Consider the following 26,861-nt stretch of genomic DNA (forward strand, 5'->3'; position numbering starts at 1 on the left):
CGTTCCGTCAAACAGCACGCACGCCCATTGCCATCCCGTTTTGAGACACCGACTTCACAGCCAGACCGGCTTCCTTCTCGCGCACGACTTCATTCACAAGAATGATCGCCCCTACTATGTAATACGGCAAATCAAAATTAACCAGATTGACGAAAGCACCCCCAACTGCAAAGCCCATCAATGAAGCCTGACACATTCTGACGAGCAATGACGCCCACTGCAGCTCAGGATCATCCTTCACGCGCTCAACAATGGAGCTCGCCAGACGCCAGGCACTGACCCCTACCGCGATATAGAGGAACAGCCCAATGAATCCATGCTCAGCCAATGCCTGAAAATAGATACTATGTGGCGAATAAGCCTTCGCCCAGTCAGTCACTGCATACCGTATCCACGTCATCGAATCCTCGGTTACCGAAAACCCTCCACCGGTCAGCGGATTGTGGATGACCAAATTCCAGATCATTTTCCACGTATATAGCCGGCTTTGAGCGGAATGATCCTCATGCGACTTGATTGTGGACATCTTGCTGGTCCAGCTCTCTGGCATCACGGCCATAAGAATGGCAAGCGCCATGCCAATCAGCAGCAATGTGGCGAATTTGTGCTTACTTCCCTTCAGCCCAAGGAACAACGACATAGCAAAAACTGCCAACAATGCGCCCCGCGACGTTGTTCCGAAAACGGACAACGTAGTCAGCGCCATAGCCGCATACATCATCTTGCGGTAAATGGGGCGCTCCAATTGCTGAGACAGGTAGTACATAAACGGAACAACCATGGTCATGGCAATCGCAATGTGATTTGTTCCTTCGATAAAGCTACCTGCCGGCCCCATCACCATTCCGCCCCCGCCTACAGCAGTATAGAGACCGCCCTTGACGCCAAAGTAACCAATCGACACAACCAGAACCCAGACCAGCAATTGAATCTGCTCTCGACCCCGTAGCATCATCAAGGTAATAAATAGCATGAACTGTATCTTTGTCACCTTCGACCAGTTCTCATACACCACACCAGGGATCGTACTGATGGCAAACACAGAAGTGACGCACATCCACAGGTATAGCACCACCATCAACTTGGCAGCGTTCGCATTGGGATAAGGATACCTTGCTTTTTTTGAAAGGATAAAACACAGCAATGCACAGGCAGCAGCAGCCTGCGCAAATGGCAATGAATACGCAAACGACCACGTCAATCGATGCGGATTCATCATACTGACCCACACCCAAAGCAAAGGCCCCCAGTATGGCTTTCGAAAGGACAGAATCACTCCGTAGCCAAATACGACGATCAATATGATGTCGCGCATCAATCACCCCCGAGCCGGAGAAACATGGCTGACCACATAACGAAATTTTCCCGATTTTTCGAGAGGAATCCCATCACAATACGTTATTTCGATCTCCACGCCCTGCCCTAATCGCCCCCGATAATCCTTGCGAATCCGGGCCTCAGCGGTGTCCTTTTCGTAACCATCTCCGCAAACGATCATCAATTCCGTTCGCTTTAGAGAATGCTGGATTATCTTGAACTTCCGGACTCCAGGAATATCGCGGGCCGTATAAACCAGCGCCAATCCGTGCATGACAGTTCCATCTTCGGCAACAATGAAGTCCGTCGTTCGTCCCTGAACCTCCTTCAGCAGCGGCAAACCACGGCCACAGCTGCACTGCTCATCGCTCAGAAGCCCCACATCCCCAGTCCTGTACCGCAAGAAGGGAAAGTCCCGCGACGCCATATGGGTCACTACAATCTCCCCTGGAATACCCGGCTCCGTTGCCAGGCCATTCTCATCCACGGTTTCCAGCAAAATGTCCTCAGCAGTCAAATGCAGATTCCCGGCCGGACACTCGTGAGCAAGAAAACCAGCATCGCGGGCACCATACCCATTCGCTACAGGACAATTGAAGGCTTTGACAATCGCCTCACGCTGATGCTCATAAAGCCGCTCTGACGTCACAAAGGCAACCTTGATGCCCAGATTGTCGAGCCTGATGCCATGCGAAGCCGCAACATCCGCTATATGCGCCAATGCAGAAGGGTAGCCAAAAAGCATCTTTGGTCGCAGCGAGGTGATGCTCTTGAGCATCTTGAGAACCTTGGCCTCGGACATCTCGAAGGCCGGCAGCAACCAAGAGCGCAAGATACGATCGCGCACCATCTTGACCCTGTCCTGCCCCCCCAACTCAATGGGCGATCCCCACAAGACAATCTCAGGATCACCGATATCCACATCCCACCAACGTGTCGCTCTCCATTTGGCCGCGACATCGTGGCTCTTGCGGTCCTTTCCGATATAAAAGATCAGCGGCTCCCCGCCAGATCCTCCGGTGTTGTAGCGCGTCACCGGCCCCGCGTCAGAGGACATCATGCCTTGCCCAGCCGTCTTGATCAGAGACTTGGTAAGAAACGGAATGGACCGAATATCCTTGATAGACCTGAGCTCCGACGATTTGAAGCCGTGCTCGGAAAACAGCTTTTTGTAGTACGGAACATGTACCTCGATATCCGCAAGGAATAGGCGCAGATTTTCAAGCTGCAATGCCTCGATACGCTCCCTGGACCACCACTGCGTCTCTTCGAGCACTTTCAGACGACGAACGGAGTCGTGACCTTTCAAACGCTCATGAACAGGAAACAAAAGACCAGAAGCAATTCGAGTATAGACACTCATGACAACTCCATCGGTTTGGCTTTCGCTACGCGGACGTACTCAGCCAACCAAAGATCACGAACCCGCGCCCAGGAATAACGTTGCACGTCATCCACAGCGGCACTTGCCAGACGTCGTGCCAAACCACGATCAGTTGCAATGCGGATCATTGCAGCGGCCATCTCCTCAACGCATCCGGAAGAAACCAGCAGTCCGGTTTCTCCATCCCTCAGAATGAATGGCACGCCGCCTACGCTGGTAGATACAACCGGCACCCCACTGGCGAACGCTTCCAGAACGGAAATCGGCATGTTATCAACCGTACTGGGATTCACCATCATGTCTGCCGAGGCATATAATTTGGGAATATCCACATTATCTATGCGACCACAAAAATCAACCGAATCAATAATACCCAGGTCATTTGCCAAAGCGCGCAGTCGTACCAGCTCGGGACCGGAACCCGCCACAGTCATCTTTGCTGTAGGCAGCGCAGCCTTCAGTCGGGAAAATGCCTCGAGTACCGTCGGGATACCATATATAGGCTCTAGATTGCGGGTCACAACCACGTGACAGGAACCGTTGCACAGACACTCGGGATCTCTGGCCCGAAAACGATCCAGATTGATGATGTTCGGAACGATCCGCGAAGTGAAGCCATGCTTGGCAAACACTTTTTCCAGGAAACCTGATGGAACGACCAGCGAGTCTGCGAGCTCCAGTGTTCTATGTACGATACGCGGTGCGCCCGAAAAGAATGGATCCGCCTCTCCTCCCCTATAGTTGACGATGACTGGCGTCCCACGCAGCTTCGCAAGCCAAATTGCGGGGGCTGCATATAGATGCCACGCCCAACCAGAATTAGCCAGCACATGCACAACAGATGAGCGCCCCGCCAGTTTCCAGAGCGAATACAAATAGGGCACGAGGCGAAAAAGGGCTCGAAAACCACGGAGATTTTCTACCCACGAAAATGGGTACGGACGATTGGTGCGTACCAACTCCATTTTCAGTCCATGCTGACCAAACAGGTCAAGCAATTGCTGGCACTGATTCGCCATCCCTCCGGAGGGGGGAGGAAGAGGGCCAACCAGCCCGACCTTCAATCCACCGAGGTCTATATGCATTTTTTGAATCTTCTACGGATAAGCGAATAGATCTGGGCTGCCAGCATCAAAGACAAGACCAGCCCGATCCAAAACATTGCAATGAGCTCATGCTTGAGTGCAAACATGCGTTTGCGCAGATCGAGGTTATCGGCTTCTTCCAGAACCTTTATCTTCGGATGCACACCGACCGCGATCGCAGCCAATTGCTCCGCCGAACGTGAAATGGGACTGATGACTTCCACGACTGGAGAAGCATCGTAGGCAAAGACGGCATTACCCCACCACAGATACCATTGATTTGCGCCCCGCCGGTAGTAGTCGAACAAATGGTCGTCGTTCTTGAAGCCAAAGCGGCCAGGACCGTTCTTGACGATCTGTACGCGTCGCCCCCCCTCCTTCAGATAGGCATGAAACTCCGTCGCCGACAAAGGTTCTCCAGTCCTCGCATCGATCACGCGAAAATTATTGAATACATCGATGAAGATCCATTTTCCGCGCTGACGATCAAACACTTCGACCATTGCATGGCCATGCCCTCCAAAGCCATCGAACGAGAACGCCCATTCTCTCGAAAACAATCCGGCCGCTCTCGCGAGACCAAGAAAGACATTGGTGAAATCCGAACAATAGCCATATCCTTCCTGGATCTTCGCGTAAGTATCATCCAGGGTTGACTGAATCGCCTCCCCATTCTTCGCATTATGGGTCAGGTTAGCTGCGAGCGTGAGCGCGGCATCCAAATCGCCGGATTTCTGATTCAGCCCCAGATCAGCCACGATTTTTCTGTAAGCAGGACTTGCCGGAGCATTATCCAACGGGAAATCCCCAGGGACCTTGTCCGGAGTCCAGGAAAAATCCCCAGGCCTTGTCGGCTCCATCAGGATGGCATTTCTGAGACGAACGGCCTCCGTCGAAGGGTACGCCAGAGACAGGGCGTAGGACATCATGATCAGAAGAATTAGGGAATTCCCTCCGATAAGCCACGCCCCCCCCCATCGCAGGCGAGTATGAAATGCGGTCTTGCTCATTCGATGCTCCAATGCACATTACACTGAGTCAGGGCCTGCTTGACTGCCCGAGCGGCCACTGCATGGCCTTCGCGATTCCAGTGTCTATCTATGGGCGAATAGTCAAATCGCTTTCCCGTTCTCGCATACGCTGCCGCAAATTCAGGGGCGAGATCCACGACCTGAAAGCCAGCCCCCTCTGCCTTGGCACTGAAATACGCTCTGATTTCCCTCGAATCAACAGATGGGCTAGCCGGCAGACCGTAGAGCGGATAGCGATCGCTATCCAGGAGGAAGACGGTGCACTCTGGCGATACTGCCGTCGTTCGTTTTAGCTCTTCAAAGAAGTAATCGATCGCCGCAGGAAGACGCCGGTCGTCATGACGTTTTTCCCCTCCCTCTCCGACCTCACGTGCAGCCCCCCTCTGAAAGTGCACTTCAGGCATGCTGAATCCAAGATTGGCGCGCAGATAACGATATAGCGACGACTGAGCAAGAAGTCGGCTGGACCAAGACCGCGGACCGGCACGCTCTTCTTCATACTTTACCTCCCACCCGCCGTCGGACATCTGAATGAAATGACGCCATCCCCGACGGGGAATCAAGCTCTCGGCCAGATCACCATCGACAATCAGAAAGATCTGGGCCTGAGGCTGGAAAGCCGTTCTGGCAGCTTGCGCCACTCCAAGATAGTCGCTGATCGACAAGCCACTTGCCCCCAATCCGAAGACCCCCTCCCGCTGCCCCAGAAGTTCCCCCAGCTGACCTTGAAGGGTGTCCTCGTAACGGTTCATCTTCGACTCGATGTAGCTGTCGCCAATCACGACGATGGGTCGCTGATCCGGCCGATAATCAAAAGGGGCGAGATGTCCGAAATTATTCGTCACGCCACGGCGGGGAAGGTGCATGTCCCAGCGAGCCGAATAAGCGTAACGAACATGGGACTCATAGTTCTTGAGTGGCCAAGCGGGGTCATCGACCCTCAGCAATCCCTTGGATACCGGCAGCAACATGAAAAGAAGCTCCAGCGCCAAAACACACAGAGTCACTCCCAGCACCAGCCATGCGACAGCACCAAGAACTCGTTTCATGTCAGAAATTGAAATAGATAAATTCAGAAGCGCCCCGCGTTCCATTTATGACAGCCAGCAGCAGAACCATGACAAGTGCAGCACCAACAAACGACCAGCGGGCAGCGGCCATATCTGCGAGCGCTGGCGCGCCCGTCCCACGGCGGGCTTCAATCCACCGGGCAACAACCTCCTGTGAGTTGGGTGCCATCCACGCCACCGCCAGCAACACAAGCGTAATGACGAACTGCCGCATGCCCTCTTCGGTAGGCTCCGGAATCACGATCTCGAAAAGACCCGCCATGCCACTCAATACGCGCACCGCGTCAGAAAAAGTAGTCGCCCGGAAAAACACCCACGCCACCACCACTGCAATAAACGTCACCAGACGGGACAGCCCATTCGCTGCAGTCGAAGGAGCACGGCCAGCGGAAGAAAAAATGGCCTGCCAGGCATGGTTCACGATGAGATAAAGGCCATGCAGCCCCCCCCACACAACGAAGGTCCAGCCAGCACCATGCCATAGCCCGCCCAACACCATCGTCACCAAGAGATTCATGTAGCGCATCACGGGCCCCTTGCGATTCCCTCCCAGCCGAATGTAGAGATAATCGCGAAGGAAACGCGAAAGCGTCATATGCCAACGGCGCCAGAATTCACTGATATTGTTGGCTTTATAGGGTGAATTGAAATTGAAGGGCAGGCGAACGTTGAACAGGCGGGACAGCCCCACCGCCATGTCGGAATATCCCGAGAAGTCGAAATACAACTGAAGGGTGTAGGCCAGCGCTGCTCCCCAGGCGGTCACCAAATCGGGGGATGGGCCATGATCGAAAACCGGCCCGACATACGGTTGAATGCCATCCGCCAGAACGACCTTCTTGAACAGTCCCAGCAGGAAAAAGGCAACCCCGGCAACGATGTTTTCCGGGATCCATCGATACGTTTCCCGGCGTGCGAACTGCGGCATCATTTCCGCGTGATGGAGCACGGGCCCTGCGATCAGGTGCGGAAAATAGGTCACAAAAAGAAGGTAGTAAACCGGATCGGATTCCTTGACCTTCCCTTCCTGGCAGTCCACGAGAAACGCTATCTGGGTGAATGTGAAGAAAGAGATGCCGATGGGCAATACCACATCAATGCCTGGCAAGGGCAATCCGCTCAAACTGCGTATCGCATCGGCAAAGAAATTGGCGTATTTGTAATAACCCAATAACAGCAGATTGATCGCAACGCCCGCGATCATGACCTTCCTCGCCGAACGCCCCTGCCCCGCCTGCACATAATTGGAGATCACCCGGCCTGCCAGATAGTTCATGGCAATCGAGGAAAGCAGCAACAGTACGTATTCGGGGACCCAGTAGCCGTAAAAGAAAACCGACGCCGCGCCCAACCAGCATCCACTCAGCCGCCACCACCCACGCAGTGACAGCAGCATGAAGACGCCCAGCACTACCGGCAGAAACGCGAAAAGAAACTCGTATGAATTGAAGAGCATGCAGGCGAGGAATGAATCAGGACTATCGCGCTCTCGCTGAAAGCACAGAGCGGAAGCGCCGAACGCCCCTGCTCGACGCCTCCAGCGAGCATCGTCTGCTTACCAGCACAGGCCGACGTAATGCCCGGCGGGTCGCAGCTCACGCGGAATGTTAACAATATCCAAGACCGTCTGATCCGGACGAACCAGGCCCCCCAGCCGACGGAAGACCTCCTTGTCGTTCAACCCAACGACGATTACATCTGCCTCGGCGACAACCTGTTCGAGGTCCTCTTTCATGAGTTCGCCGATATGGGGCAGGTGCGTCTCGATGAAACGACGATTGGCACCGAGCAGACGGGACAGATTGACCTCCGGATCGTAGAAATGGAGATGCAAGCCCTTGCCGATCAACTGCTCCGCCAGGGTAACCAGGGGACTCTCCCGCAAATCATCGGTTCCCGTCTTGAAAGAGAGACCCACGAAGCCGATCCTGCGTTTGCCCGTTTCAAGAACCTTTTGCACGGCTACATCCACGTGGTTCCGATTGGAGGGCATGATGCCGGCCAGCATCGGGATTTCCACGTCATGCTTCTTGGCGAGATAAGTCGTGGCCCGCAGGTCCTTGGGCAGGCAGGAACCACCAAAGGCGAAGCCGGGCGTCAGGTAGGCGCGGGAGATGTTGAGCTGCGTATCCTGACAGACCAGATCCATGACCTCGAACGGATTCACGCCGAGCGCCTCGCACAGACGAGCCGTCTCGTTGGCGAAGGTGATCTTCAGCGCGTGGAAGTTGTTGCAACAGTACTTCATCATCTCCGCCGAACGGACGGAGGTTTCGAGGAACTTGCAGGGCAGATGACCAAAGAGCGCCTGCAGGCGCTCGATCGGATAGGCATGGTTGGCCCCCACGACCGTGAACGGCGGCTTGTCGTAGTCACGGATGGACGAACCTTCACGCAGGAACTCCGGCTGGAAACACAGATGAAAACCCTCTCCATCCTTCTTGCCGGAGCCCGATTCGATGATGGGACGCAGCACGTCTTCAACGGTTCCGGGCACCAGCGTCGAGCGGAACACCACCACATGTGGCGTGCCCTTCTCGCGGATCGCCTGCCCCATGCTTTCGGCCAGGCGCAGGACTGCGCCTTGATCCTGACTGCCGTTGCTAGCGGACGGCGTACCCACGCAAACAAGGGAGATGTCGCTGTTCAGCACCGCATGGACGGAATCGGTCGTCACCGACACGCGACCACTTGCCACCACGCTCTGCATCAGATCGACCATCCCCTCTTCAACCACAGGGGTCTTGCCGTCACGGATGAGATCAAGCTTGGTCTGATCGATGTCCACGCCGATCACCTCGTGACCGTCCCGGGCCAGGCAAGCCAGCGACACCGCACCGACGTAGCCGAGGCCGAAAATACTGATCTTCATTTGCGTTTTCCCTTGTTTTCCTGAAACTGTTTGACGCACCGCTCAATGATGCCGTCGAGTCGCTCCATCGAACGCGGCCACGCATGGTGGCTCAGCATGCGTGCGCGCCCTGCCTCCGCGAGGCGATTGCGCTCAACGGGATCGGAACAAATCCGTTTGATGGCTGCAGCATAAGCTTCAGGCGTATCGGCGACGAGGAAATGCTTCTCGGATTCCGCGTCGACGCCGCCCGCGGCGATGCTGCTGGTCACCACCGGAACCCCCATCGCCATCGCCTCGAGGATCTTGTTCTGCGTACCCCGGGCTATGTTGAGCGGCGCGACCATGAGGGCCGAGCTGCGCACGAAGGGGCGTACGTCCGGCACCGAGCCGGTCACCGTAACCCCATCCAGATCGCCCAGTTTGCGAACGGCCGGAGATGGATCCGCCCCAACCACCAGGAGCTTCATCTGCGGCCGATCCTTCTTGAGCAGCGGCCAGATCTGCTCGCAGAACCGGAACATGCATTCCTGATTCGGGTAATAGTCCATCCGCCCGATGAAGCTGATGGTGTCCGGATCGTAGGACGAACCGTCAGGACTGAAAAAGGAGGCATCCACTCCATTGGGGAACCAATCGGTGGTCAGACCGGTATTGTAGGCATTCAGTGTTTCCCACTCGGCGCGGGTCGTTGCCGTACCCAGGTCGAACTTCCCTGCCAGGCGCTTTTCAGCAGCCAGCATCTTGAGGCCTTCGAGACGGTAGCCCAGAGACAGCGGGAAGGGCTTGTAATTGGCATACTCCAGCCATTTCTGGGAATCCATGTCACCGTAATCGATAATCTTCGGGACGTCGGTGACGTGCTCCACATACTGGGCGACCGAGGAACAATGGACGAAGATCAGATCCCACTTCTGCGCGGCCAACAGGCGATCGATCTTGCCCTTCAGTTCAGGCGAATAAAAGAAGCCCATGGACGACGGCGTGAGCAGGGGCAAGCGCGCCACCATGCGTAGGGCCTGGACAGGATTGCTCACCAGGCCCATTTCGAAGGCATGGCAATGGGGGGCGATCCCCTTCCCCTCCTCAGCCTCTGCCGGGGAACGGGCCAGCGAACACACCGTCACCTGATGCCCCCTCTCCGTCAGGTGGCGGATCATGTTGAAGGGGCGGATCTTGCCGCCTCGTTTGGGGGGATACGGGAAACGGTGACAAATGTAGAGGATGTTCATTGCGTATAGCTCTTGAGCTCGGCCGCGACGTCCCCGGGCTCACGCTGGTCCAGATAGATCCGGCTCCAGATCTCGAGGTTCATCAGGGACAGCAGACCGTCCGTGCCATCGGCCCGGTTGGCTTCATGGTCGGCCATCAGTGCCGCGATCGCGTCGTGGCGGAACAGCCCGCGCCGCGCGACGGATTCCTTGGACAACAACTGTCGCAACACGGGCGCCAGGTCGCGCTTCAGCCACGCGCCCATAGGGGTACCGAAACCCCGCTTCTTGCGATCCAGGATATCCCCTGGCAGCAGGCTGGAGAGGCTCTCCTTCATCAGATGCTTGAGGCGCCCGCCCTTCACCTTGAGCGAGCCGGGAATCGACGCCGCCAGTTCGACCAGTTCATGGTCCAGCAAGGGCACACGGCACTCCAGTGAGACGGCCATGCTCATCTTGTCGGTCAGCAGCAGAAGGTCGTCGGGCAACTGCGTTTCCGCATCGACCGCAAACATGCGGTTGAGATCATCATTGCGCCCCGCACCGGCAAAGGCACCGGCCAGCGGATCCGGCGCACCGGCCAGGGGATCCAGCAACATCCCATTCACCACATCGCGGGCCAGCACCTGCAGATAGCTCCGGTAGCGGTCGTCGGCGTCCATGTCCGCCGAAGCGATGAAACCCTTCGCCAGGCGCAAGGTATTGAGCAGGCCCGAATGCCGGTCGCTGGGCAGACGGTTGGCGACGCTCCGCGCCACCGACCGCACAAAGCCCGGCAGACGGTGGAAACGCTCGGCGTAATGCCCGCCCAGATAGCGCCGGTAGCCACCGAAAAGCTCGTCCCCCCCCACGCCCGAGAGGATCACCTTGACGTCACGACGTGCAAACTCCGACACCAGATAGGTGGTGATGAAGGCAGTATCCGCCACCGGCTCGTCCATGTGCCACAGCAGCCTGGGCAACAGGGACACCACGTCCGGCTTGACGACGATCTCGTGATGCTCAGTGCCGAACAGTTGGGACACCTGCCGCGCGTAGGGCAGCTCGTTGTACAGGTTCTCGGCCACGCCCCCTTCAAAACCGATGGCATACGTCCGGATCGGCTGCTCCGAATGGCGGGCCATGAAACCCACCACGGCGCTAGAGTCCACGCCCCCTGACAGGAAGGCCCCAATGGGCACGTCGCTAACCATCTGCATACGCACCGACTCTTCAAGCCGCGCTTTGATCCGCTCGATCCATTCGGCCTCCGAGACGCTACGCTCGATCGCAGTCGGCAGACGCCAGTAGCGCCACTCCTTGACCTGATTGTTTTCGATCGCCAGCAAGGTCGCCGGTGGCAGCTTGCGGACCCCCTTGAACATGGAGCCCGGCGCAGCTGCATAGCCGAGGTGCAGATAACTGGCCAGCTGAGCCCGATCCAGCTCGACGCTCACACCGGGCAGCGCCAGCAGCGCCTTGGCCTCGGTAGCAAATGCCAGCCGTTGCCCATCCTGCAGCACATAAAGAGGCTTGACGCCGATACGGTCACGACCAATCAGGAGGCGCTTGCGGCGACCGTCCCACAGCGCAAAGTCGAACATGCCATTGAGGCGGTGAACGAACTCGTCCCCGAAGGCGTCGTACGCATGCAGTACGACTTCACTGTCCGAGCCGGTCTTGAAGCGAAAACCCAGCTCCTGCAACTCATCCCGCAGCTCGCGGAAATTGTAGATCTCCCCATTGCAGACCAACCACAGGCTGTCATCAGCGTTGGAAATGGGCTGGTGCCCACCCGCCAGATCAATGATGGAGAGGCGCCGCATCGCGATACCGCAAGGGCCGTCGATGTGCTGCCCTTCATCGTCCGGCCCGCGATGGACCGTCCGGTCGCCCATGGCGGAAAGCATCGCGGGCTCAACCCGCTGCCCGTCAAATCGGTAAAGTCCGTGAATGCCGCACACCTTGCAACCTCAGAAATTCAGGACGCGCCCCTGGCTGGCCAGGGCACGTCGATAGACTTCACGATAACGGGCCACGCTGTTTTCCCAGGTCCGCTCCACTTCGACAAATCGCCGCGCCTGCACCCGCACGTGGGGCCAGACGTCCCGCCTTGTCAATACATCGTCGATCGCCGCCGCCAGGGCGTCGGCATCGCCGGCCCGGAACAGGAAGCCGGTCTCGCCGTGCCGGATCAGCTCCCGGTGCCCACCCACATCCGACGCCACGAACATCCGCCCCTGGGCCATGGCCTCCAGTGGTTTGAGCGGCGTGACGAGCTCGGTGAGGCGGATGGGCAGACGGGGATAGGCCAGCACATCGATGAGCTCGTAGTAACGTTGAACCTGGGAATGCGGCACACGCCCGGTGAAGACGACTCGATCCCCGAGGCCGAGGCGCTCGACCTGTGCCTTCAGATTGGCCTCCTGCGGGCCGCCGCCCACCAACAGGACACGCAGGTCCGGGTAGGCCGGCACGAGCTTGTGGGTCGCCTCGATGAGCAGGTCGAGCCCTTCATAGCCGTAAAAGGAGCCGGCAAAGCCGAGCACGGTCTTGCCGTCCAGACCGAGGGAGGAACGCAGCACCGGATCCGGTTCGGCCCCGAACTGGAAGGCTGCCACATCGACAGCGTTAGGAATCACGGTGATACGCTCGTCGGGCACCCCGCGGGCACGGATGTCACCCCTCAAGCCTTCGCAGATCGTCGTCACTTGGTCGGCCCGCCTCAGGGCGAAACTCTCCAGGCCCCGGGACACCCGGTAGCGCAGGCTGCCCTCAGACGTGGTGCCGTGGTCCACCGCCGCATCCTCCCACGAGGCCCGCATCTCATAGACCACAGGAATCCTGCGTTTACGTCCCACCCACAGGGCCGGCAACGCATTGAGAACCGGCGAATGGGGATGCAGGATGTCGGGCCGAAGTTCGGCCACCAGTTCATCGAGCCGTGCAGCCGTCAGGCGCATTTGCGCAACCAGCCCTTCCTGACCGGAATTGGCAGTCCGGTGAAAAGTCCAGCCATCGGCCTGCTCGCTGCCGCCTGCACTGGTTCCCTGTTTCGGCGTCGTCAGATGAAAAGTCTCCCAGCCAAGCTTGCGCTGCTCGCGAAGAATCGAGACGGTCCGGAAGGCATAGCCGCTGTGCAGGGGGAGCGAGTGATCCAGGACGTGCAGAATACGCAGACTCATGCGGCCCCCAAGATCGGAGCCGGCTCGGCTCCCAGCTGGCTGTTGCGCAGGAACGCCTCGAACATCAGCAGCGTCCACAAGGGCGCACTGTAGTCACGCGCGCCGCTCTGATGCGCATCCACCAGATGCTGAAGGTACTTGCGGTTGAACAGACCAGTCGCAGCCAGGGTGTCGCCCAGCATGGCATTGCGGACCCGCTCCTTGAGCGGGCCACGGAACCAGCGCGCCAGCGGAACTGCGAAGCCCATCTTGGGCCGATACAGCACGTCGTGGGGCAACATCGGCTCCATAGCCTTCTTGAACAGATACTTGCCCTCCTGCCCCTTGATCTTCAAATGGGTCGGCAGGCTGGCAAGCCACTCCACCAGCGGGTGATCCATCAACGGCTCCCGCACTTCCAGCGAATGAGCCATGCTGGCCCGATCGACCTTGGTGTTGATGTCCCCGACAAGGTAAGTCTTGATGTCCAGGTACTGCACCAGGGCCAGTGCATCGTCGGTACCGGCATTGGCGGCATGGCGCCGGAACACGTCGACCGCGTTATAGCCGGCGAGCTGGTTGCGGAAAGTCTGGGAGAAGAGCTGACGGCGCATGTCGTCGCGCAGAATGGAAACCGAGTGGAAATACGCCTGCACGGAATCCCGCGCCAGCGACTGGAAGGTGGTCTTCGCACGGAACATCCGCGGTGCCCAGTCGGCCTTGGGATAAAGCCGGCCGAGCAGGCCGAAAACCGGCTTGCGCACCGAGTACGGAAGGCCGCTGCGCATCTTCTCTTCCATCATGTGGAAGCGGTAGCGCCGGTAGCCCCCCATGTTTTCGTCACCACCATCGCCGGACAGGGCCACCGTCACATGCTTGCGCGCCAGCTGGCAGACCCGGTAGGTCGGGATGGCCGAACTGTCGGCATAAGGCTCGTCGTACAACGCGGCCAGCGTATCGATCAGATCGAAATCGTCCGACTGGACTGTTTCCAGGCGATGGTTGGTGCGGTAGCGGTCAGCCACCATCTGCGCGAAGGCGGACTCGTTGAAAGCCGGATCATCGAAGCCGATGGAGCAGGTATTCACCGGCTCACTGGAAATCCCTGCCATCGTGGCGACGACGGCACTGGAGTCCACGCCACCCGACAGGAAGGCCCCCAGCGGCACCTCGGAAATCATGCGCAAACGCACGGACTCCCGCAAACGCTCGGTCAGCTCCGCTGTCGCATCCTGGAGACTCAGGCGGTTATCGAGCGTGAAACGCACATCCCAGTATGGTTTGGGCTCAGGAACCGGCTGACCATGACGAATCGTCAGGGAGAACCCCGGATCAAGCTTGCGAGCCCCCTTGAAGATCGTGCGCGGTTCCGCCACATACCCTAGGGCGAAATACTCCTCGACGGCCAGCGGATCCATGGTTTTGTCGAGCCCCGGGTGCTGCATCAGGACCTTCAGTTCAGAGCCGAACGACAGGGTCCCGTCAGGCAGCACCGCGTAGTACATCGGCTTAACCCCCATCCGGTCACGGGCCATGAAGAAGGTCTGCCGGTTACGATCCCAGAGGGCAAAGGCGAACATGCCGCGGAACCGCTTGACGCATTCCTCACCCCAGGACTCCCAGGCATGGACGATGACCTCCGTATCGCTCCTGGTGTGGAAATGGTGCCCCAGCGCGGTCAGCTCAGGAATCAGCTCCTGGAAATTGTAGATTTCGCCGTTGAAGACTACGACGACCGAACCATCCTCATTGAACAGGGGCTGCTGACCGGTCGAGATGTCGATGATCGACAAGCGTCGATGGGCGAACGCGATACCCGGCTCGAAGTGATAGCCCCCCTCGTCCGGCCCACGGTGCTGCTGAATGTCGTTCATGCGCTGGATGAGCTCCCGCGCAAACGTCTGCTTGCCCCTCGTATCAAAGAGCCCGGCTATACCGCACATAGTTCTCTACCTGTTATCCATCGCTCTGCCACACGACTGCAGCCCAATGCGTATTGAATGATTCCGGCGGGGCGGCATTCTACCCTTAGTCAGCCGGATCCTTGGTGGAATGCAGCGCGCATTTTCTGTCCAGGATAACGGTGCAATGCCCGTGCCTCATCCCTGCGTGTTGAGCCTGCTCAGCATCTCAAGCACATTCTTGCCATTTTCGCGCTGAAACGCTTTCAACTGCTCCTCTGCTCTCTGCTCATCGAGACCACTCGCCCAGACGGCCACGTAAGCGGACGTATCAGGACGTCCCTGCAACTTCGTCAGCGCGAGCAGAGCCTTTGCCACATAGTCATTGGTCACCAGCCGCCCGTCGATCCAGTATCCCGACAAGGCAACGACCTGTCTGTTCCGACCTGCCAGCACCGAATGCAACCAGGAGCCGTGCCCCGAATCCGGCCCTCCTCCTTCAGCCAGCCTGCTCCAGTTGTTGTCGGACGGCTGCAGCAACTGGTTGGAGCTATGCACCAACTCCCTGCCACTGCCTTGCTGTGCGTAGACGGCGACATACACCGAGACCTCGTGTCGTCCATCCGTAAAATGACGCAAAGCCTCCTGTTGGAAGCCGATGAAAGAAGGCTTGAAGTCATCCGACGCACTTGTCGTCTCCGACCACTCGCTGCTCAAGTTCAGAACGGGCACGGCGGATGCCACCTGTGCTTGCGCGGCGCCAGTGCGCTCCAGCGCCCCCAGGAGAAGCGGCCAAACAGCCACGGCGATGGCAATTGGGGCTGCACGCAGCACCAGCGCAAAAAATTCCGGCTTCTTCTCTACACTGACGGTCTGGACCTCGCGCAATGCGTCGATGGGAGTCAGGTCCTCGCGCCAGCGGCCACCGATCCAGAACATCAACATGATCACAATGCCGAAGAACAACCAGCCGTAGAGAATATGATCAACTCCCGTTGCGAGGTTGTTGTCACTCAGGTAGCCAAGCATCACGATCATGTACGCACGCAACCAGTTGGCCACAATCGGCACAACAAGCGCGCAGGCCACAAAAAGCAGGCGCCTCTTCAAACTCCGATAGCTGAGATACGCGTATAGCGTCCCCACCATGAGGGAGGCAATCAGGTAGCGCACACCGCTACAGGCCTCAACCACGGACCACCTTCCGTTTGGCACGACGAAATGCAACCCCTCCTGATATACGGGGACACCGGACGTCCGCACGGCCGCGACCGTGAACATGGCGGTGTACTTCATCATGATCGGCAGCAGGAACTCGCCGATGGGCACCCCAAAAAACAGGAACAGAATAGGGAAAGCCAGCACCCGCGACAGATGCAGGCCAAGAACCCCAACCAGGCTGAAAATGAGCAGTAGCGCCAATGCCGCGTGAGTCACGGAAGCGACACTGGCCAGTTCGCCAAGCAACCACGCCATTCCTGCGAGAAGGATCGGGACAGACATGATCCAGCAGGGGCGCAAAACCTCCCCGACCAGTCGATCGCGACTACGCCACACCAGCCACGCAGATATAGGCAGGACGAGCAGCCCATGCGCAAACGTCTCGGAGCGCCACCAGATCTCGAGAATCTCCGCCGCCGTGCCGTGATACCACGCAACAACCCAGGCGAACACGACCCCCAGGGCGATCAGAATATGCCGAACCGAAGTCTTCACCAAGCCTCTCCTGACTGTAAGCGCCGGGCCGGAAATTTCATTGACATCCCGTGCCTAGCCCAGATTACGCACCAACACAGGCCCAAGCCGGTTGGCAACACCAATGGGAAGACGCTTCCACAGGGCGATAAAGGCGCGATACTTGGGGTTCATCGGATTGTTCTGCGGGACCGAATCCCGCTTGAAAAGACGATACTCATAGGACAGCGGCACGGGCTCGAAACCCCAGTTCTTTTTGAAGTTGTAGGGCCCCGTGCCGACCTTGCTGCGCCCGTAGTCAAAAATACGGCAGCCGCGTGCGACGGCATGGCGCATCAGTTCCCAGTACTTGAAATCGTTGGCGGCCAGATCACGGGCCGCGACATCGTCCCCCGCGTAATAAGGAAGAATCTCGTCGCGGAAGTAAAAGGTGAGTACGGACGACAGGAGTTTTCCGTCATCTGTGGTGACCGTCATGATGTCGCAATCCTTGCCAAAAACCTGCAACAGGGCTTCAAAGAACTTCTTTGGCAACGCCGGCGTACCGTGCCTCAACACGTTGTCGGAATACAGGGCGAAAAAACGATCCGCGGAACTGTCGATGGCGCTGCGCAACCCGTTCTTGATGCCCTTGCGCACCATGGCCCGCTGCTTGCGCGGAATGGCCTGCATGTTGGCCTCGTCGTCAGCCTGAATTTCCTTGCGAAAAGTCACGTACAAATCCTGCCGCGGCCACTCCGGATGGCGCTCACTGAGGTTCCGGTACTCCAGATGTTGTACGCCAGCTTTCTGCGCCAAGACCTCGGCGGCCGCCTCCAGCGCCCCCACGGCATCCGCGTCGCTCCCAGCGACACCGCCATAGACGGCGAAAGGCAACGACGTGATCGCATGGCCAAAAAGAGCACTCTTGACTTCCACCAGCGGAAGAACCGCAACGATGTTTCCACTGCGTTCAGCCAGCAGATAGTGGGTTCGATGCCGGAAGATCCTCTGCATGAGGTCCCGCCACTCGATCCGATGGAAAAACGTCGCATCGGGGCAGGCAAAAACAAATTCGTTCCAGCGCGCGGCATCACTATCCACGAAGGGACGCACAATCACATCAGACATGGAGGAACCTTAAACTGTCGGCCCGGCCAGCGGGAGGAACACCTCGTCCACCCGACCCCAGGCAAAATCCCGCAGGAGACGCTGCAGACGCGCTTCGGTACGCGCGAGGTTGACGTAATGACGAAAGCGGGTTTTGGCACTCGCCTGCTGCACAACTGGCTGCCCGGGATCGATCTCCCAGGGATGGAAGTAAAAAATCGCCGGCTTGCCGTCGTCCTCGTTAACTTTCCGGATCCCCCAGGCTGACACGGAATAAGGTAGAAGCCGGAAATAACCTCCGCCTCCAACCGGCCAATTGCGTCCCCAACGACGCACCGTGCTGATCGGAATTTCAACGAGCCCTCCGCCCACCACATAAGGGAAGCGGGGTGCATCCGGCACACCGTAGTGGTCGTGCTTTACGGGATAGACGCTTGAGCTATAGCCATATCCCGCCTCAGCGATGCAGTCGTGAGCCCACGGATTGGACAGCCCAACAGAAAAGCTGGGAGCCCGATAGCCATTCACCTGGCAACTCGCAATGTCCTCAAGTACCACCTTGGCCAACTTGATATCGGCCAGGAATGCCTCCGGAGTCTGTTCGCTGGCCCGCTCGTGGCCATAGCCATGACTCGCCAGTTCATGACCTTCAGCCGCAATCAAACGAATCAGGCCGGGATAGCGCTCGGCAATCCAGCCCAGAGTAAAGAACGTGGCCTTGGCTTCCTGCTCGTGGAGCATTTCAAGGATCCGGTGAACGTTCCGCTCCACGCGGCACGGCGTGTTATTCCAGACATCCTTGGGAAAATGCGGAGCCAGCGCCGAAACCTGGAAGTAGTCCTCCACATCGATCGTCAATGCGTTTCGCACACTCGGCGCGCCACGATGATTCATTTTGACCCCGCGTCACTTTCTGTCCCGGCAGCCTTCTGTGCTGTCCCGATCAACTGGGTAAGCGCATTCAAGGTCGTCGATAAGGTACGCTCCAACAGCGCAAGGCGTTCCTCGATACGCGCTGCGTCGTAGCCTGGCCCAATCCCCGCCAGTGCACGTGCAGCCTGGGGATTGGCCAAAATGCGCTGCAGATCCACTCCAGCAGTCGAAACGACTCCCGTCGTTTGTGCGGAATTGACCAGGCTTGCGCCGCTCTCGGGCACGACCTGCTCCTCACGCATCTCGGCGGCGGTCTGCTCGACGATTTCACCGGAAATCCGCCTTTGCTCGCCCAGAAAGGCTGCCAGCATGATCCGGTCGCACAGCGCATTGATGCGACGCGGAATACCCTGGCTGTACTGAAAAATGCCGGTCATCGCATCCGCATCGAAGGATGGATTTCCCTTCCAGCCAACGCAGCCCAGTCGGTGCTCCACGTAGGCCTGAGTCTCCTGCAGATCGAGGGGGCCGAGGTGATAGGAAGCAATGACCCGCTGCCGCAGCTGGATCATTTCAGGGCTCTGCATGATCGTCCGGAACTCCGGCTGCCCCACCAGAAAACTCTGCAGCAGCGCATGATCCTCGAGCTGGAAGTTGGAAAGCATGCGCAGTTCTTCCACCGCTCTCTGGGTTAGGTTCTGTGCCTCGTCCACAATCAGCAAGGCCCGTTTGCCCTGGGCCGTCGTGGAAACCAGAAAGGCCTCGATAGCGAGCAGCAGGTCACTTTTGGAGAGGTTCCTGCTTGGAATCCCAAAGGAGGCAGCAACCAGCCTGAGGATGTCATCCGCGTCGATCTGGGTGCTGACCAGGTTCGCCGCGATGATCTTGCCCGGATCGAGCTTCTCGAGCAGGCTACGCACCAGCAGGGTCTTACCAGCACCAACCTCACCCGTTATGACGATGAAACCTTCGTTTTGATGAAGTCCATACTCGAGGTAAGCCATTGCCCGACGGTGGCCACGACTGCCGTAAAAAAAGCTGGGATCCGGGTTGAGTTGAAAGGGCTTTCCCTTTAAACCGAAATGGGCTTCGTACATATACCGAATCAGAATGTGACAACGATTGATGCAACGGCAGCATTCTCGCTATAGCTGCTGGCGCCTTCACCCCGAAGGTTCCGGAGAGTCAGCATACCGTTAGCCCTTTGCGCCAGCGTGGAGACCAAGCCCGCGGAGATGCGGCGCATGCGACTGGACGGATTCAGTGTCGCGTCGCTTGCATCGCGATGACTATTGGCAACGGTCAGGCTCACATTGGCCGACGTCTTCTGCGTCAGCTGATGACTAAGCGTGGCCGAACCGCTAATTTCCCGAACGCTACTCGCATTTTGGAAATCGCCACCAAGCACTGAGAAGGATTGCTCGGTGAAGCGGCTTCTTTCCGAATGAAAAGCCGACAAAACCAAGGTGTTGCGCACCCCGATCAGACTCATCTCGAGGCGCAGGCGACGATCCAGATACAAGCCATTCGACAGCACAGCCTGACTAATCCCGACGCTCTCAGGCAAACCCCGAGTAGCTATGTACTGACGGACAAAGGCATCACGCTCCAGCGCATTGGGATAGCTGCTCTGCATCAACGACATCAGGAGATCGTAGGTACCGACCGATGAAAACGCTGCAAGTGACTGGCTGGTAGAGCTGACGTCTCTTGAATACGTCATTCTGACGACATGCAACGGACTACGATGCTCTGCAGACAACTGGAGTCCAGGACCAAAGTAGCGGTCTTCCCAGAGGGCCGTCAGTTTGGTCGTTGGGCTGGGTGACCAATCGGCTCCTGCTCCATATATGCTCGAGCGCTGGGTATCGACGGAACGGATGTTATTGCCTTCAATCCCCCCGATAAGCCGCAATTGGAACTGAGGTGTCAGCTTTAATACGCCGGTAAGACGGGCGCTTTGCTGCTTCAGATCGCGCCGGCCCGACGTGCTCATCACGCTATCCGACCCGGCCAGATACCACCCAATATTTCCGAAAGCAGCGGGATCCCCGATGTTGAAGGAAAGGGCATTGTTCTTGGTCTGCTTCAGATTAGGTCCGGATCCATCGGTTTCACTGAAAAGATAGCGAACCTCTGCGCTCCCCGCATCGCCAAAGCGTTCGACGAAGTACGGTGCGATCATGACATTGCGGACTTCGCTGAGATTGCTGGTCCCGGTCACTGAGTCTGATGGCCTCGGAGCAAATGCCGATATTGCCTCTCGGCTGATGGAGGCACTCAAATCGACATAGCCGTGCTCCCGCCACGCCTCAACCCGACCAGAGCCATTCATGGTGAGGTAACCCTTATTGCGGCTCGCATCCTCCCCATAGAAATTTCCATTGAACGCGGCTCTCAGGCTCCCCTGGATCGCCCCGGCCCCGGAGCTGACACTCAGACTCGGACTGATCTGAGTAATGAAGTCGGAACGGGCCTCCTCACTCTTGGTCAGCCCGACGTTGTCCGTGAAGGTCTCCGTCAGCGCAAAATAAGAGGTCAAACGAAAAGGAGAACGCAGTGACGCAGAGGAGGACGAATCAGTTGCGGAAGAAGCTTCCGACGCCCCCGATCCTGAGGCCACCGGAGCCTGCTGCGCATAGGCCATGCCACTGATGGAAACGGCCAGGATTGTCAGACAACACGGGAACAGGGTCAGTTTGTACCTTGATCGACGACGGACTCTCACGTGTTCTCCTTCGATCCGTGTCCGTATCCATAGCCGTATCCATAGCCGTAACCGTAGCCATAACCATAGGAATCACCGCCGGCATGCTGGGCCTTGTTCAGCAACATCAAGCGTACTGGGCAGGCATCGATCGTCGCCAATGCCTGTTTGACAGCCGCCCGAGTCGTCTTGTTGGCCTCAACGACCATGACGATCTGCCCCATGTGTGTTGCCAGCACCCGGGACTCCGTGGTCACCAGCAGCGGAGGAGAATCGAAAACGATGATTCGATCCGAGTAGCGCTCAGCCAGCTCAGCCAGCAGGTTGTTCATTGCATCGCTGGCAAGGAATTCCGTTGCCCGCGGATGCGGAGTACCTGCAGGTAGAAGGCTCAGCTTCTCGATGTTTGTCTTCAGCAAGACATCGCCAAGCTTGACATCATTCGACGTCATGACGTCCATCAAACCCTTCCGCGGTGGCAGGCCAAGAACATTCAGCACAGACGGTCTGGAAACATCGGCATCGATCAACAGCACCGTGTGATCAAGCTCCATCGCCATGCTGATTGCCAGATTGATCGAACTGAAACTCTTTCCTTCCCCAGGAAGAGAGCTGGTCACCATGATCAGATTGGCATTCTTGACCTCCCCCGCACCTTTACCCTGTACGTTGCGCAGAAGGGGACGCTTGATGATTCGATACTCGTCTCCGATCAGGGATCGAGGCGCATTCGGCGTAACGATACCCACCGAATTCAGTCGATCAAGATCGATTTCGACATAGCGGTCACTGCTGGGAGACGTGCTTGCAGGACTGGCTGGCTGGGCCACGACCTTGGCCGCTTCGACAGCGGGTGCGGCGACGACGACCGGGGGCTGTTCAGGAGCCAACTCAGTTTCCTCCCGGATTTCGGTCTGGGGTTCCGCGCTGGCACCGGCCTTCTGAAGCTGCTCAAGCCGCTCGACGGCCTTCTCGATAATGCTCATGTTCTACCCTCACGCCATCCTGGCCAACACCAACGAGACCGTCATCGCACCAAACAGACCGACAAGAACGCCAACGCCCGCCAAGAACGCGATCTTCCCACGACGCTGCTTGCGTAGCCAATCAGCATCGGCCAGTCGGCTTACCGAACCAAGCACAGCAAGCCCCGTGGTTTCTCTCAGAGCATAGGTATCGGCAAAGGTCGGACGGATCTGGCTCATCAGGAAAGCCACCACAGCACCGACCAACAGCGCAACGCCCCCGCCTGCCGGCATCAGCAACAGACGATTAGGTGCGGTCGGCTTGCTCGGGACAGTGGGCGGATCGATCAGGCGGAAATCCGCCACGCCGGAAGTCGCTCCCATTTCCACAGCCATCGCAGCCGACTCCCGGCGAGCCACAAGCGCATCGTAATTACGCTTATTGACATCGTAGTCGCGGTTGAGCTGAGTATATTCAGTCTCCAGTTGCGGCAACATCCGGGATGACGCGGCCAGCGTCTTTACCCGGTTCTCGTACTCCGCCACCCGGGCCTGGAGGGATGCGACATTAGCCTCCGCCTCGGCCAGTGACATCTTCAGTTGCTGATACACCGGGTTCGAGTTCACGGAAGTCACTGGCGTGGCCCCACCACTTGCCGCAGCCTTGCGCCGTGCCTGCACCTCCTTGGCCTTTTGGGCCTCGAGGTTTTCGATCATCCGGCGAGCCCCCACCACATCGGGATGCTGCTCCGTGTAGCGCTGAAGCAGGGTGTCAAGATTCTTCTTCAGGGCATCGATACGTCCGTCCAGATCAGGGACGGAAATGGATGACAGCGCAGCACTTGACGGATTCTCTGGCAACAGGACAGGTTCTTCGCCGGTAATCTGACGCTTGAGGGAATCCCTGGACTGTTCGGCCTCACGCAATGCCAATTTGGCCTGGTTGAGCTGATCATTGGCTTCGTTCATTTTCCCGAAGTAATCACGTCCGCCACCACCGATGCTGTTCAGGTTACGCAACTTGTATTCCTTCAGGCGATTTTCTGCCTCTTCGAGCTTCTGCTCATAGCTCTTGATCTGCTCTTCAATGAACTTGCGAGCAACATCGGAATCCTTCCGTTTGTCACCAAGACCCGACTCAACAAACATGGAGACGAGGGACTGGACCACGCGCTTTGCACGCTCGGCATCGGTGTCTGTGTAGACCAGGGTATAGAGATTGTCCCGACCCGCGACACGAATCTCCAACGCCTTCGTCACACTGGCAATCAGAGCCTCTCGCTCTTCCTTGCTCTTGACAGAAAGATCGAGGTCCGCCATGCGGATCAGCTTTTCCACATTGGGACGACTGATCAAGGTCCGGCTCAGAATGCTGATTTGCTGATCGACGTTGGGCTGGACTGCCAAACCCGACATCAATGGTTTGAGGATGGACTGGGTATCCACATATACCCGGGCCGACGACTCGTAACGGTCTGGCAGCATATAGACCGTCGCTGCAGCGATGGGGCCCACGATCCAAGCCACGGCCAGGCCCCACCAGCGGTAGAGCCACATGCTGCGCAGGACGATCGACAACTGTCGGAGAATGTCTTCCATTAAGAACTTCCGAAAACTGCCCCGGGCGATCCCAGGGCGACATCAAGAGACGGATCAGAACCAGCTTTGAGGAATGATCAGCACGTCGCCCGGCTTCATTTCCACATTGGCCGACACGTCACCACGCTTGATGAGATCCTTGAGACGAACCGTGTATTGCTTGTTGCCTTCGGTAGTCCGCAGCAAGGTCGCATGGTTGCCATCCGCAAAATCAGTGATGCCGCCAACCGCAATCATCACGTCCAGCAGTGACATCTGCTGACGATAAGCCAGGGTTTGCGGCCTGCCAGCTTCACCAAGCACCCGGATCTGTTCGGAATAGGGGCCGACGAAGTTCGTGACGATCACGGTTACGACCGGGTCACGAATGTACTTCGCCAGCGCCTTCTCGATCTCCCGAGCCAGAGTCGTCGAATCGCGGCCTGCAGCAGGCAAATCCTCGACCAGCGGGGTCGTGATCTTGCCATCGGGACGAACGGGGACCGACATCGACAACTCTGGGTTACGCCACACGACGATATTGACAGCGTCACCAGGGCCGATCAGGTAGTTGTAGTCACCACTGGCAGCCGCAGTCGGCGCAGGCGGGTAGGTAGTCGCACAGCCCACCAGACCGGCTGCGACACAAGCCAGCACACCCATCGTGAAAACACGTTTCATAAGGTACTTCCCCTTAATTCGGCCAACCCACAGCCGTCGAATGATAACAAGCGGATATTACGGTAGCCCGTTGAGCGGGCCCGGAGAAAAACATCACGCCTCCGGAGAAAGGCCGTTCACCCATGGCAGATAGCATTCTGACGACATGCCGCCTGCAGGCACATGTCGTAAAAAAGGACCACTGTCAAAAATACCAACGCGCTTCGGTGTAGACACGATCCTGGCGGTCATAACGGCCAAACATCCCCTCCGGCTTGCCACCAAACACGTCAGCACCGAAAGTCAGCTTCCAACTCTTTGACGCTGACCAGGTCACCTTCGGACGAAACATGTAATCGGTACGATTGAGCATCGAAACCAGCAGCGCCTCGGCCTCCCACGCTCTGGTGAGCTTGGTGTTGAGGAGAATGCTGGCGCCGCCTTCGGTGCGCTCCAGGCCCGTGTAAGGGTCATGATTGAGCATGCGACGAGCAAAATACTGGAGATTCACCCGACCATCCTTGAATGCCGGGATATCGACACCCACCACGTAGTCCACGGTGTTCTGTGCCACCAGACCGAACGGGACGAGCGGATTGTAGCTATTGAATTTCCGGCCCCGAGTATGAACGACCTCACTCTTGAGGACGAAGTCGCCGAAATCCTTGGCCAGTGTTCCACCAGCCTGACTGATTCGCTCGTGGCGCGGCTCGAACTCGTTGGCACCTACCATGTAGAAGGTCTGAGCCACGTCCTCGCTACGGTAGTAGAAGCCTGACAGATCCCAGCCCCCCACCAGGCGGGACAGCCGTCCGCCCCAATTGGTGTTACCGAGCGACGAGTCCGGCTTGACCTCGGCCCGCACATTCACGCCCTTCGGCAAAGGATAAAACTCTGCACCGGGTTTGCCGATCTTGTCGTAGCTCGGCACGGGAATCCAGATCAACTCTGCGTGCGTATCACCGAAATAATACTCGGCGCGCGCCGCCCACTGGGGAATCCGGAGCTGCTCGAAGTCCGGCAGATAAAAAGTCCGGAGGTCGCGTGCAGATACCACATCAGCGAAAAACAGGCCCACCATCTCTCCCCAGACGATGTGCTGACGACCGATCCGGAAGTCCACATCGCCAGCGGAGAAGTCCACAAAGGTCTCCCTCAGCTCGAACTGATATTGCTGATCACGCCTGACCGCATCCGGATATATGCCGGAATCGATTCCGAAGACCGCATCCGCATCTGCCCGGCCGGCGATCTTCCACTTGAAGCCCTCCCCTCCCCCCTGGGCCGTCACCTCGGCACGCCCGCGCGCCATCGACCAGTGCTCCGGCCTCGCGTAGGTCCGCGCCAGATCGAACTGCAGATGGCCGCTTGTCTGAACAGACTTCGAGTCCTCAAGGTCATCGACACCGAAATCCGGCTCGGCCGCAAACGCGTGCCCCCCAGCGAACAGCCAGGCCAATGCAAGCCCAAGGCCGCCAGGTTTCAGAGTGAAACGCATCACCTTCCCCTTGCTTTCTCTTATCAAATGAATCAAATATCGGGGTCATCGCCGGGCGTACGACGATCCTGCACGAAGAGCCACGCCCCTTCCCGCCTCAGGCCGAGCGCCGTGATTTTCCCGTCCTCCATGCGTACCAGACGGTCGGCACGGTTCATCACGCGCTTGTCATGGGTCGAAAAAACGAATGTCGTGCCCGAGTTCTGATTGATGTCGCGCATCAGGTTGAGAATGCTCTCCCCTGTACGTCGGTCCAGGTTGGCAGTGGGCTCGTCGGCCAGCACCACCCGAGAGTGCGTGACCAGAGCCCGGGCAATGGCCACGCGCTGACGCTGGCCGCCGGACAGCTGGTTGGGCCGATGGCCAGCGTATTTGGTAAGGCCCACCATGGATAGGTAACGGGCGACTCGCTCCTGCCGCTCTTCCTTGGATACTTCCGGCATCTGCAGCAGTGGATATTCGATGTTCTCCTCGGCGGAAAGAACGGGCAACAGATTAAAGGTCTGGAAAATAAAGCCGATGGTCCTGGCCCGTACCCCTGCAAGTTCGTCGGGGGTCTGGCCCGAGACATCCTTGCCCTCGATTTCCACCGTACCCTTGCTTGGTGTATCTATGCACCCCATGATATTGAGAAGCGTCGACTTCCCACTCCCCGAAGGGCCGGCAATTGCCATGAACACGCCTGGCTCGACGGTCAGCGACACGCCCTCGAGAGCTGTAACCTCCTGCTCACCGAGTCGATATACCTTGCTTACGTTGTCAACACGAATAATTGGCATCGGTGCGCGAGTCTATGTTGTTTG

The 26,861-nt window shown here is 58.0% G+C and carries 21 protein-coding genes; all 21 read right to left on the reverse strand.

All coding sequences use genetic code 11. From position 1 onward, the window contains the following. Positions 1–7: 7 nt before the first annotated feature. A complete protein-coding gene (locus B4920_RS04625; protein WP_139379426.1) occupies positions 8–1,315 on the reverse strand; it encodes a putative O-glycosylation ligase, exosortase A system-associated in 1,308 nt (435 codons plus the stop codon). Between the two features lie 3 nt (positions 1,316–1,318). Beyond that, entirely contained in the window at positions 1,319–2,680 is a 1,362-nt protein-coding gene (locus B4920_RS04630; RefSeq protein WP_079433455.1) for a phenylacetate--CoA ligase family protein, read from the reverse strand. Continuing rightward, the gene (locus tag B4920_RS04635; RefSeq protein WP_079433456.1) at positions 2,677–3,786 is read right to left on the reverse strand and encodes a glycosyltransferase family 4 protein; all 1,110 of its coding nucleotides are present in this window, start codon (positions 3,784–3,786) and stop codon (positions 2,677–2,679) included. Before B4920_RS04635 ends, B4920_RS04630 begins: the two co-directional genes overlap by 4 nt. Then, entirely contained in the window at positions 3,777–4,796 is a 1,020-nt protein-coding gene (locus B4920_RS04640; RefSeq protein ID WP_079433457.1) for a transglutaminase-like domain-containing protein, read from the reverse strand. Before B4920_RS04640 ends, B4920_RS04635 begins: the two co-directional genes overlap by 10 nt. Further along, on the reverse strand, positions 4,793–5,866 hold the full coding sequence (locus B4920_RS04645) for a hypothetical protein (protein ID WP_079433458.1): 1,074 nt from the start codon (positions 5,864–5,866) through the stop codon (positions 4,793–4,795). Before B4920_RS04645 ends, B4920_RS04640 begins: the two co-directional genes overlap by 4 nt. A gap of 1 nt (position 5,867) precedes the next feature. Further along, the gene (locus B4920_RS04650; RefSeq protein WP_079433459.1) at positions 5,868–7,343 is read right to left on the reverse strand and encodes an MBOAT family protein; all 1,476 of its coding nucleotides are present in this window, start codon (positions 7,341–7,343) and stop codon (positions 5,868–5,870) included. Between the two features lie 99 nt (positions 7,344–7,442). Beyond that, a complete protein-coding gene (locus tag B4920_RS04655) occupies positions 7,443–8,759 on the reverse strand; it encodes a nucleotide sugar dehydrogenase (RefSeq protein ID WP_079433460.1) in 1,317 nt (438 codons plus the stop codon). Beyond that, positions 8,756–9,970, reverse strand: coding sequence for a TIGR03087 family PEP-CTERM/XrtA system glycosyltransferase (locus B4920_RS04660; RefSeq protein WP_079433461.1), 1,215 nt, complete (start codon positions 9,968–9,970; stop codon positions 8,756–8,758). Before B4920_RS04660 ends, B4920_RS04655 begins: the two co-directional genes overlap by 4 nt. After that, on the reverse strand, positions 9,967–11,892 hold the full coding sequence (gene asnB / locus B4920_RS04665) for an asparagine synthase (glutamine-hydrolyzing) (RefSeq protein WP_079433462.1): 1,926 nt from the start codon (positions 11,890–11,892) through the stop codon (positions 9,967–9,969). The genes B4920_RS04660 and asnB overlap by 4 nt, the downstream gene beginning before the upstream one ends. Positions 11,893–11,901: 9 nt before the next feature. Further along, a complete protein-coding gene (locus B4920_RS04670; RefSeq protein WP_079433685.1) occupies positions 11,902–13,107 on the reverse strand; it encodes a TIGR04063 family PEP-CTERM/XrtA system glycosyltransferase in 1,206 nt (401 codons plus the stop codon). A gap of 2 nt (positions 13,108–13,109) precedes the next feature. Then, positions 13,110–15,035: an XrtA/PEP-CTERM system amidotransferase gene (locus B4920_RS04675; protein ID WP_079433463.1), complete on the reverse strand. Its 1,926-nt coding sequence runs from the start codon at positions 15,033–15,035 to the stop codon at positions 13,110–13,112. 156 nt (positions 15,036–15,191) lie between these two features. Beyond that, positions 15,192–16,709, reverse strand: coding sequence for an exosortase A (gene xrtA / locus B4920_RS04680; protein WP_139379427.1), 1,518 nt, complete (start codon positions 16,707–16,709; stop codon positions 15,192–15,194). Between the two features lie 54 nt (positions 16,710–16,763). After that, positions 16,764–17,798, reverse strand: a complete 1,035-nt coding sequence (locus B4920_RS04685) for a FemAB family XrtA/PEP-CTERM system-associated protein (protein ID WP_079433465.1) — start codon at positions 17,796–17,798, stop codon at positions 16,764–16,766. A gap of 9 nt (positions 17,799–17,807) precedes the next feature. Further along, entirely contained in the window at positions 17,808–18,671 is an 864-nt protein-coding gene (locus B4920_RS04690) for an XrtA system polysaccharide deacetylase (RefSeq protein ID WP_079433466.1), read from the reverse strand. After that, positions 18,668–19,747, reverse strand: a complete 1,080-nt coding sequence (locus B4920_RS04695; protein ID WP_079433467.1) for an XrtA/PEP-CTERM system-associated ATPase — start codon at positions 19,745–19,747, stop codon at positions 18,668–18,670. The genes B4920_RS04690 and B4920_RS04695 overlap by 4 nt, the downstream gene beginning before the upstream one ends. A gap of 8 nt (positions 19,748–19,755) precedes the next feature. After that, positions 19,756–21,297, reverse strand: coding sequence for a TIGR03016 family PEP-CTERM system-associated outer membrane protein (locus tag B4920_RS04700; protein WP_161493238.1), 1,542 nt, complete (start codon positions 21,295–21,297; stop codon positions 19,756–19,758). A gap of 77 nt (positions 21,298–21,374) precedes the next feature. Then, positions 21,375–22,343 (reverse strand): XrtA-associated tyrosine autokinase, encoded by a 969-nt coding sequence (locus B4920_RS04705; RefSeq protein ID WP_079433469.1) that lies wholly within the window; start codon positions 22,341–22,343, stop codon positions 21,375–21,377. 9 nt (positions 22,344–22,352) lie between these two features. Continuing rightward, positions 22,353–23,921, reverse strand: coding sequence for an XrtA system polysaccharide chain length determinant (locus tag B4920_RS04710; RefSeq protein WP_079433470.1), 1,569 nt, complete (start codon positions 23,919–23,921; stop codon positions 22,353–22,355). Positions 23,922–23,975: 54 nt separating this feature from the next. Continuing rightward, positions 23,976–24,581: an XrtA/PEP-CTERM system exopolysaccharide export protein gene (locus tag B4920_RS04715; RefSeq protein WP_173862639.1), complete on the reverse strand. Its 606-nt coding sequence runs from the start codon at positions 24,579–24,581 to the stop codon at positions 23,976–23,978. 184 nt (positions 24,582–24,765) lie between these two features. Then, a complete protein-coding gene (locus B4920_RS04720; protein WP_079433472.1) occupies positions 24,766–26,058 on the reverse strand; it encodes a DUF1302 family protein in 1,293 nt (430 codons plus the stop codon). Positions 26,059–26,090: 32 nt separating this feature from the next. Continuing rightward, positions 26,091–26,837 (reverse strand): ABC transporter ATP-binding protein, encoded by a 747-nt coding sequence (locus B4920_RS04725; protein WP_079433473.1) that lies wholly within the window; start codon positions 26,835–26,837, stop codon positions 26,091–26,093. Positions 26,838–26,861 lie beyond the last annotated feature (24 nt).

It is taken from the genome of Zoogloea sp. LCSB751 (assembly GCF_002028455.1).
Classification (GTDB): Bacteria; Pseudomonadota; Gammaproteobacteria; order Burkholderiales; family Rhodocyclaceae; genus Zoogloea.

What these genes read in the sequence shown, in the direction of transcription:
- B4920_RS04685 (WP_079433465.1), bottom strand. Translation starts at nt 17,798, where the DNA reads ATGTCTGATGTGATTGTGCGTCCCTTCGTGGATAGTGATGCCGCGCGC.
- B4920_RS04655 (WP_079433460.1), bottom strand. Translation starts at nt 8,759, where the DNA reads ATGAAGATCAGTATTTTCGGCCTCGGCTACGTCGGTGCGGTGTCGCTG.
- B4920_RS04675 (WP_079433463.1), bottom strand. Translation starts at nt 15,035, where the DNA reads ATGTGCGGTATAGCCGGGCTCTTTGATACGAGGGGCAAGCAGACGTTT.
- B4920_RS04700 (WP_161493238.1), bottom strand. Translation starts at nt 21,297, where the DNA reads ATGGCCTATGCGCAGCAGGCTCCGGTGGCCTCAGGATCGGGGGCGTCG.
- B4920_RS04695 (WP_079433467.1), bottom strand. Translation starts at nt 19,747, where the DNA reads ATGTACGAAGCCCATTTCGGTTTAAAGGGAAAGCCCTTTCAACTCAAC.
- B4920_RS04710 (WP_079433470.1), bottom strand. Translation starts at nt 23,921, where the DNA reads ATGGAAGACATTCTCCGACAGTTGTCGATCGTCCTGCGCAGCATGTGG.
- B4920_RS04705 (WP_079433469.1), bottom strand. Translation starts at nt 22,343, where the DNA reads ATGAGCATTATCGAGAAGGCCGTCGAGCGGCTTGAGCAGCTTCAGAAG.
- B4920_RS04660 (WP_079433461.1), bottom strand. Translation starts at nt 9,970, where the DNA reads ATGAACATCCTCTACATTTGTCACCGTTTCCCGTATCCCCCCAAACGA.
- B4920_RS04725 (WP_079433473.1), bottom strand. Translation starts at nt 26,837, where the DNA reads ATGCCAATTATTCGTGTTGACAACGTAAGCAAGGTATATCGACTCGGT.
- B4920_RS04650 (WP_079433459.1), bottom strand. Translation starts at nt 7,343, where the DNA reads ATGCTCTTCAATTCATACGAGTTTCTTTTCGCGTTTCTGCCGGTAGTG.
- B4920_RS04690 (WP_079433466.1), bottom strand. Translation starts at nt 18,671, where the DNA reads ATGAATCATCGTGGCGCGCCGAGTGTGCGAAACGCATTGACGATCGAT.
- B4920_RS04630 (WP_079433455.1), bottom strand. Translation starts at nt 2,680, where the DNA reads ATGAGTGTCTATACTCGAATTGCTTCTGGTCTTTTGTTTCCTGTTCAT.
- B4920_RS04640 (WP_079433457.1), bottom strand. Translation starts at nt 4,796, where the DNA reads ATGAGCAAGACCGCATTTCATACTCGCCTGCGATGGGGGGGGGCGTGG.
- B4920_RS04645 (WP_079433458.1), bottom strand. Translation starts at nt 5,866, where the DNA reads ATGAAACGAGTTCTTGGTGCTGTCGCATGGCTGGTGCTGGGAGTGACT.
- B4920_RS04715 (WP_173862639.1), bottom strand. Translation starts at nt 24,581, where the DNA reads ATGAAACGTGTTTTCACGATGGGTGTGCTGGCTTGTGTCGCAGCCGGT.
- B4920_RS04720 (WP_079433472.1), bottom strand. Translation starts at nt 26,058, where the DNA reads ATGCGTTTCACTCTGAAACCTGGCGGCCTTGGGCTTGCATTGGCCTGG.
- B4920_RS04625 (WP_139379426.1), bottom strand. Translation starts at nt 1,315, where the DNA reads ATGCGCGACATCATATTGATCGTCGTATTTGGCTACGGAGTGATTCTG.
- B4920_RS04635 (WP_079433456.1), bottom strand. Translation starts at nt 3,786, where the DNA reads ATGCATATAGACCTCGGTGGATTGAAGGTCGGGCTGGTTGGCCCTCTT.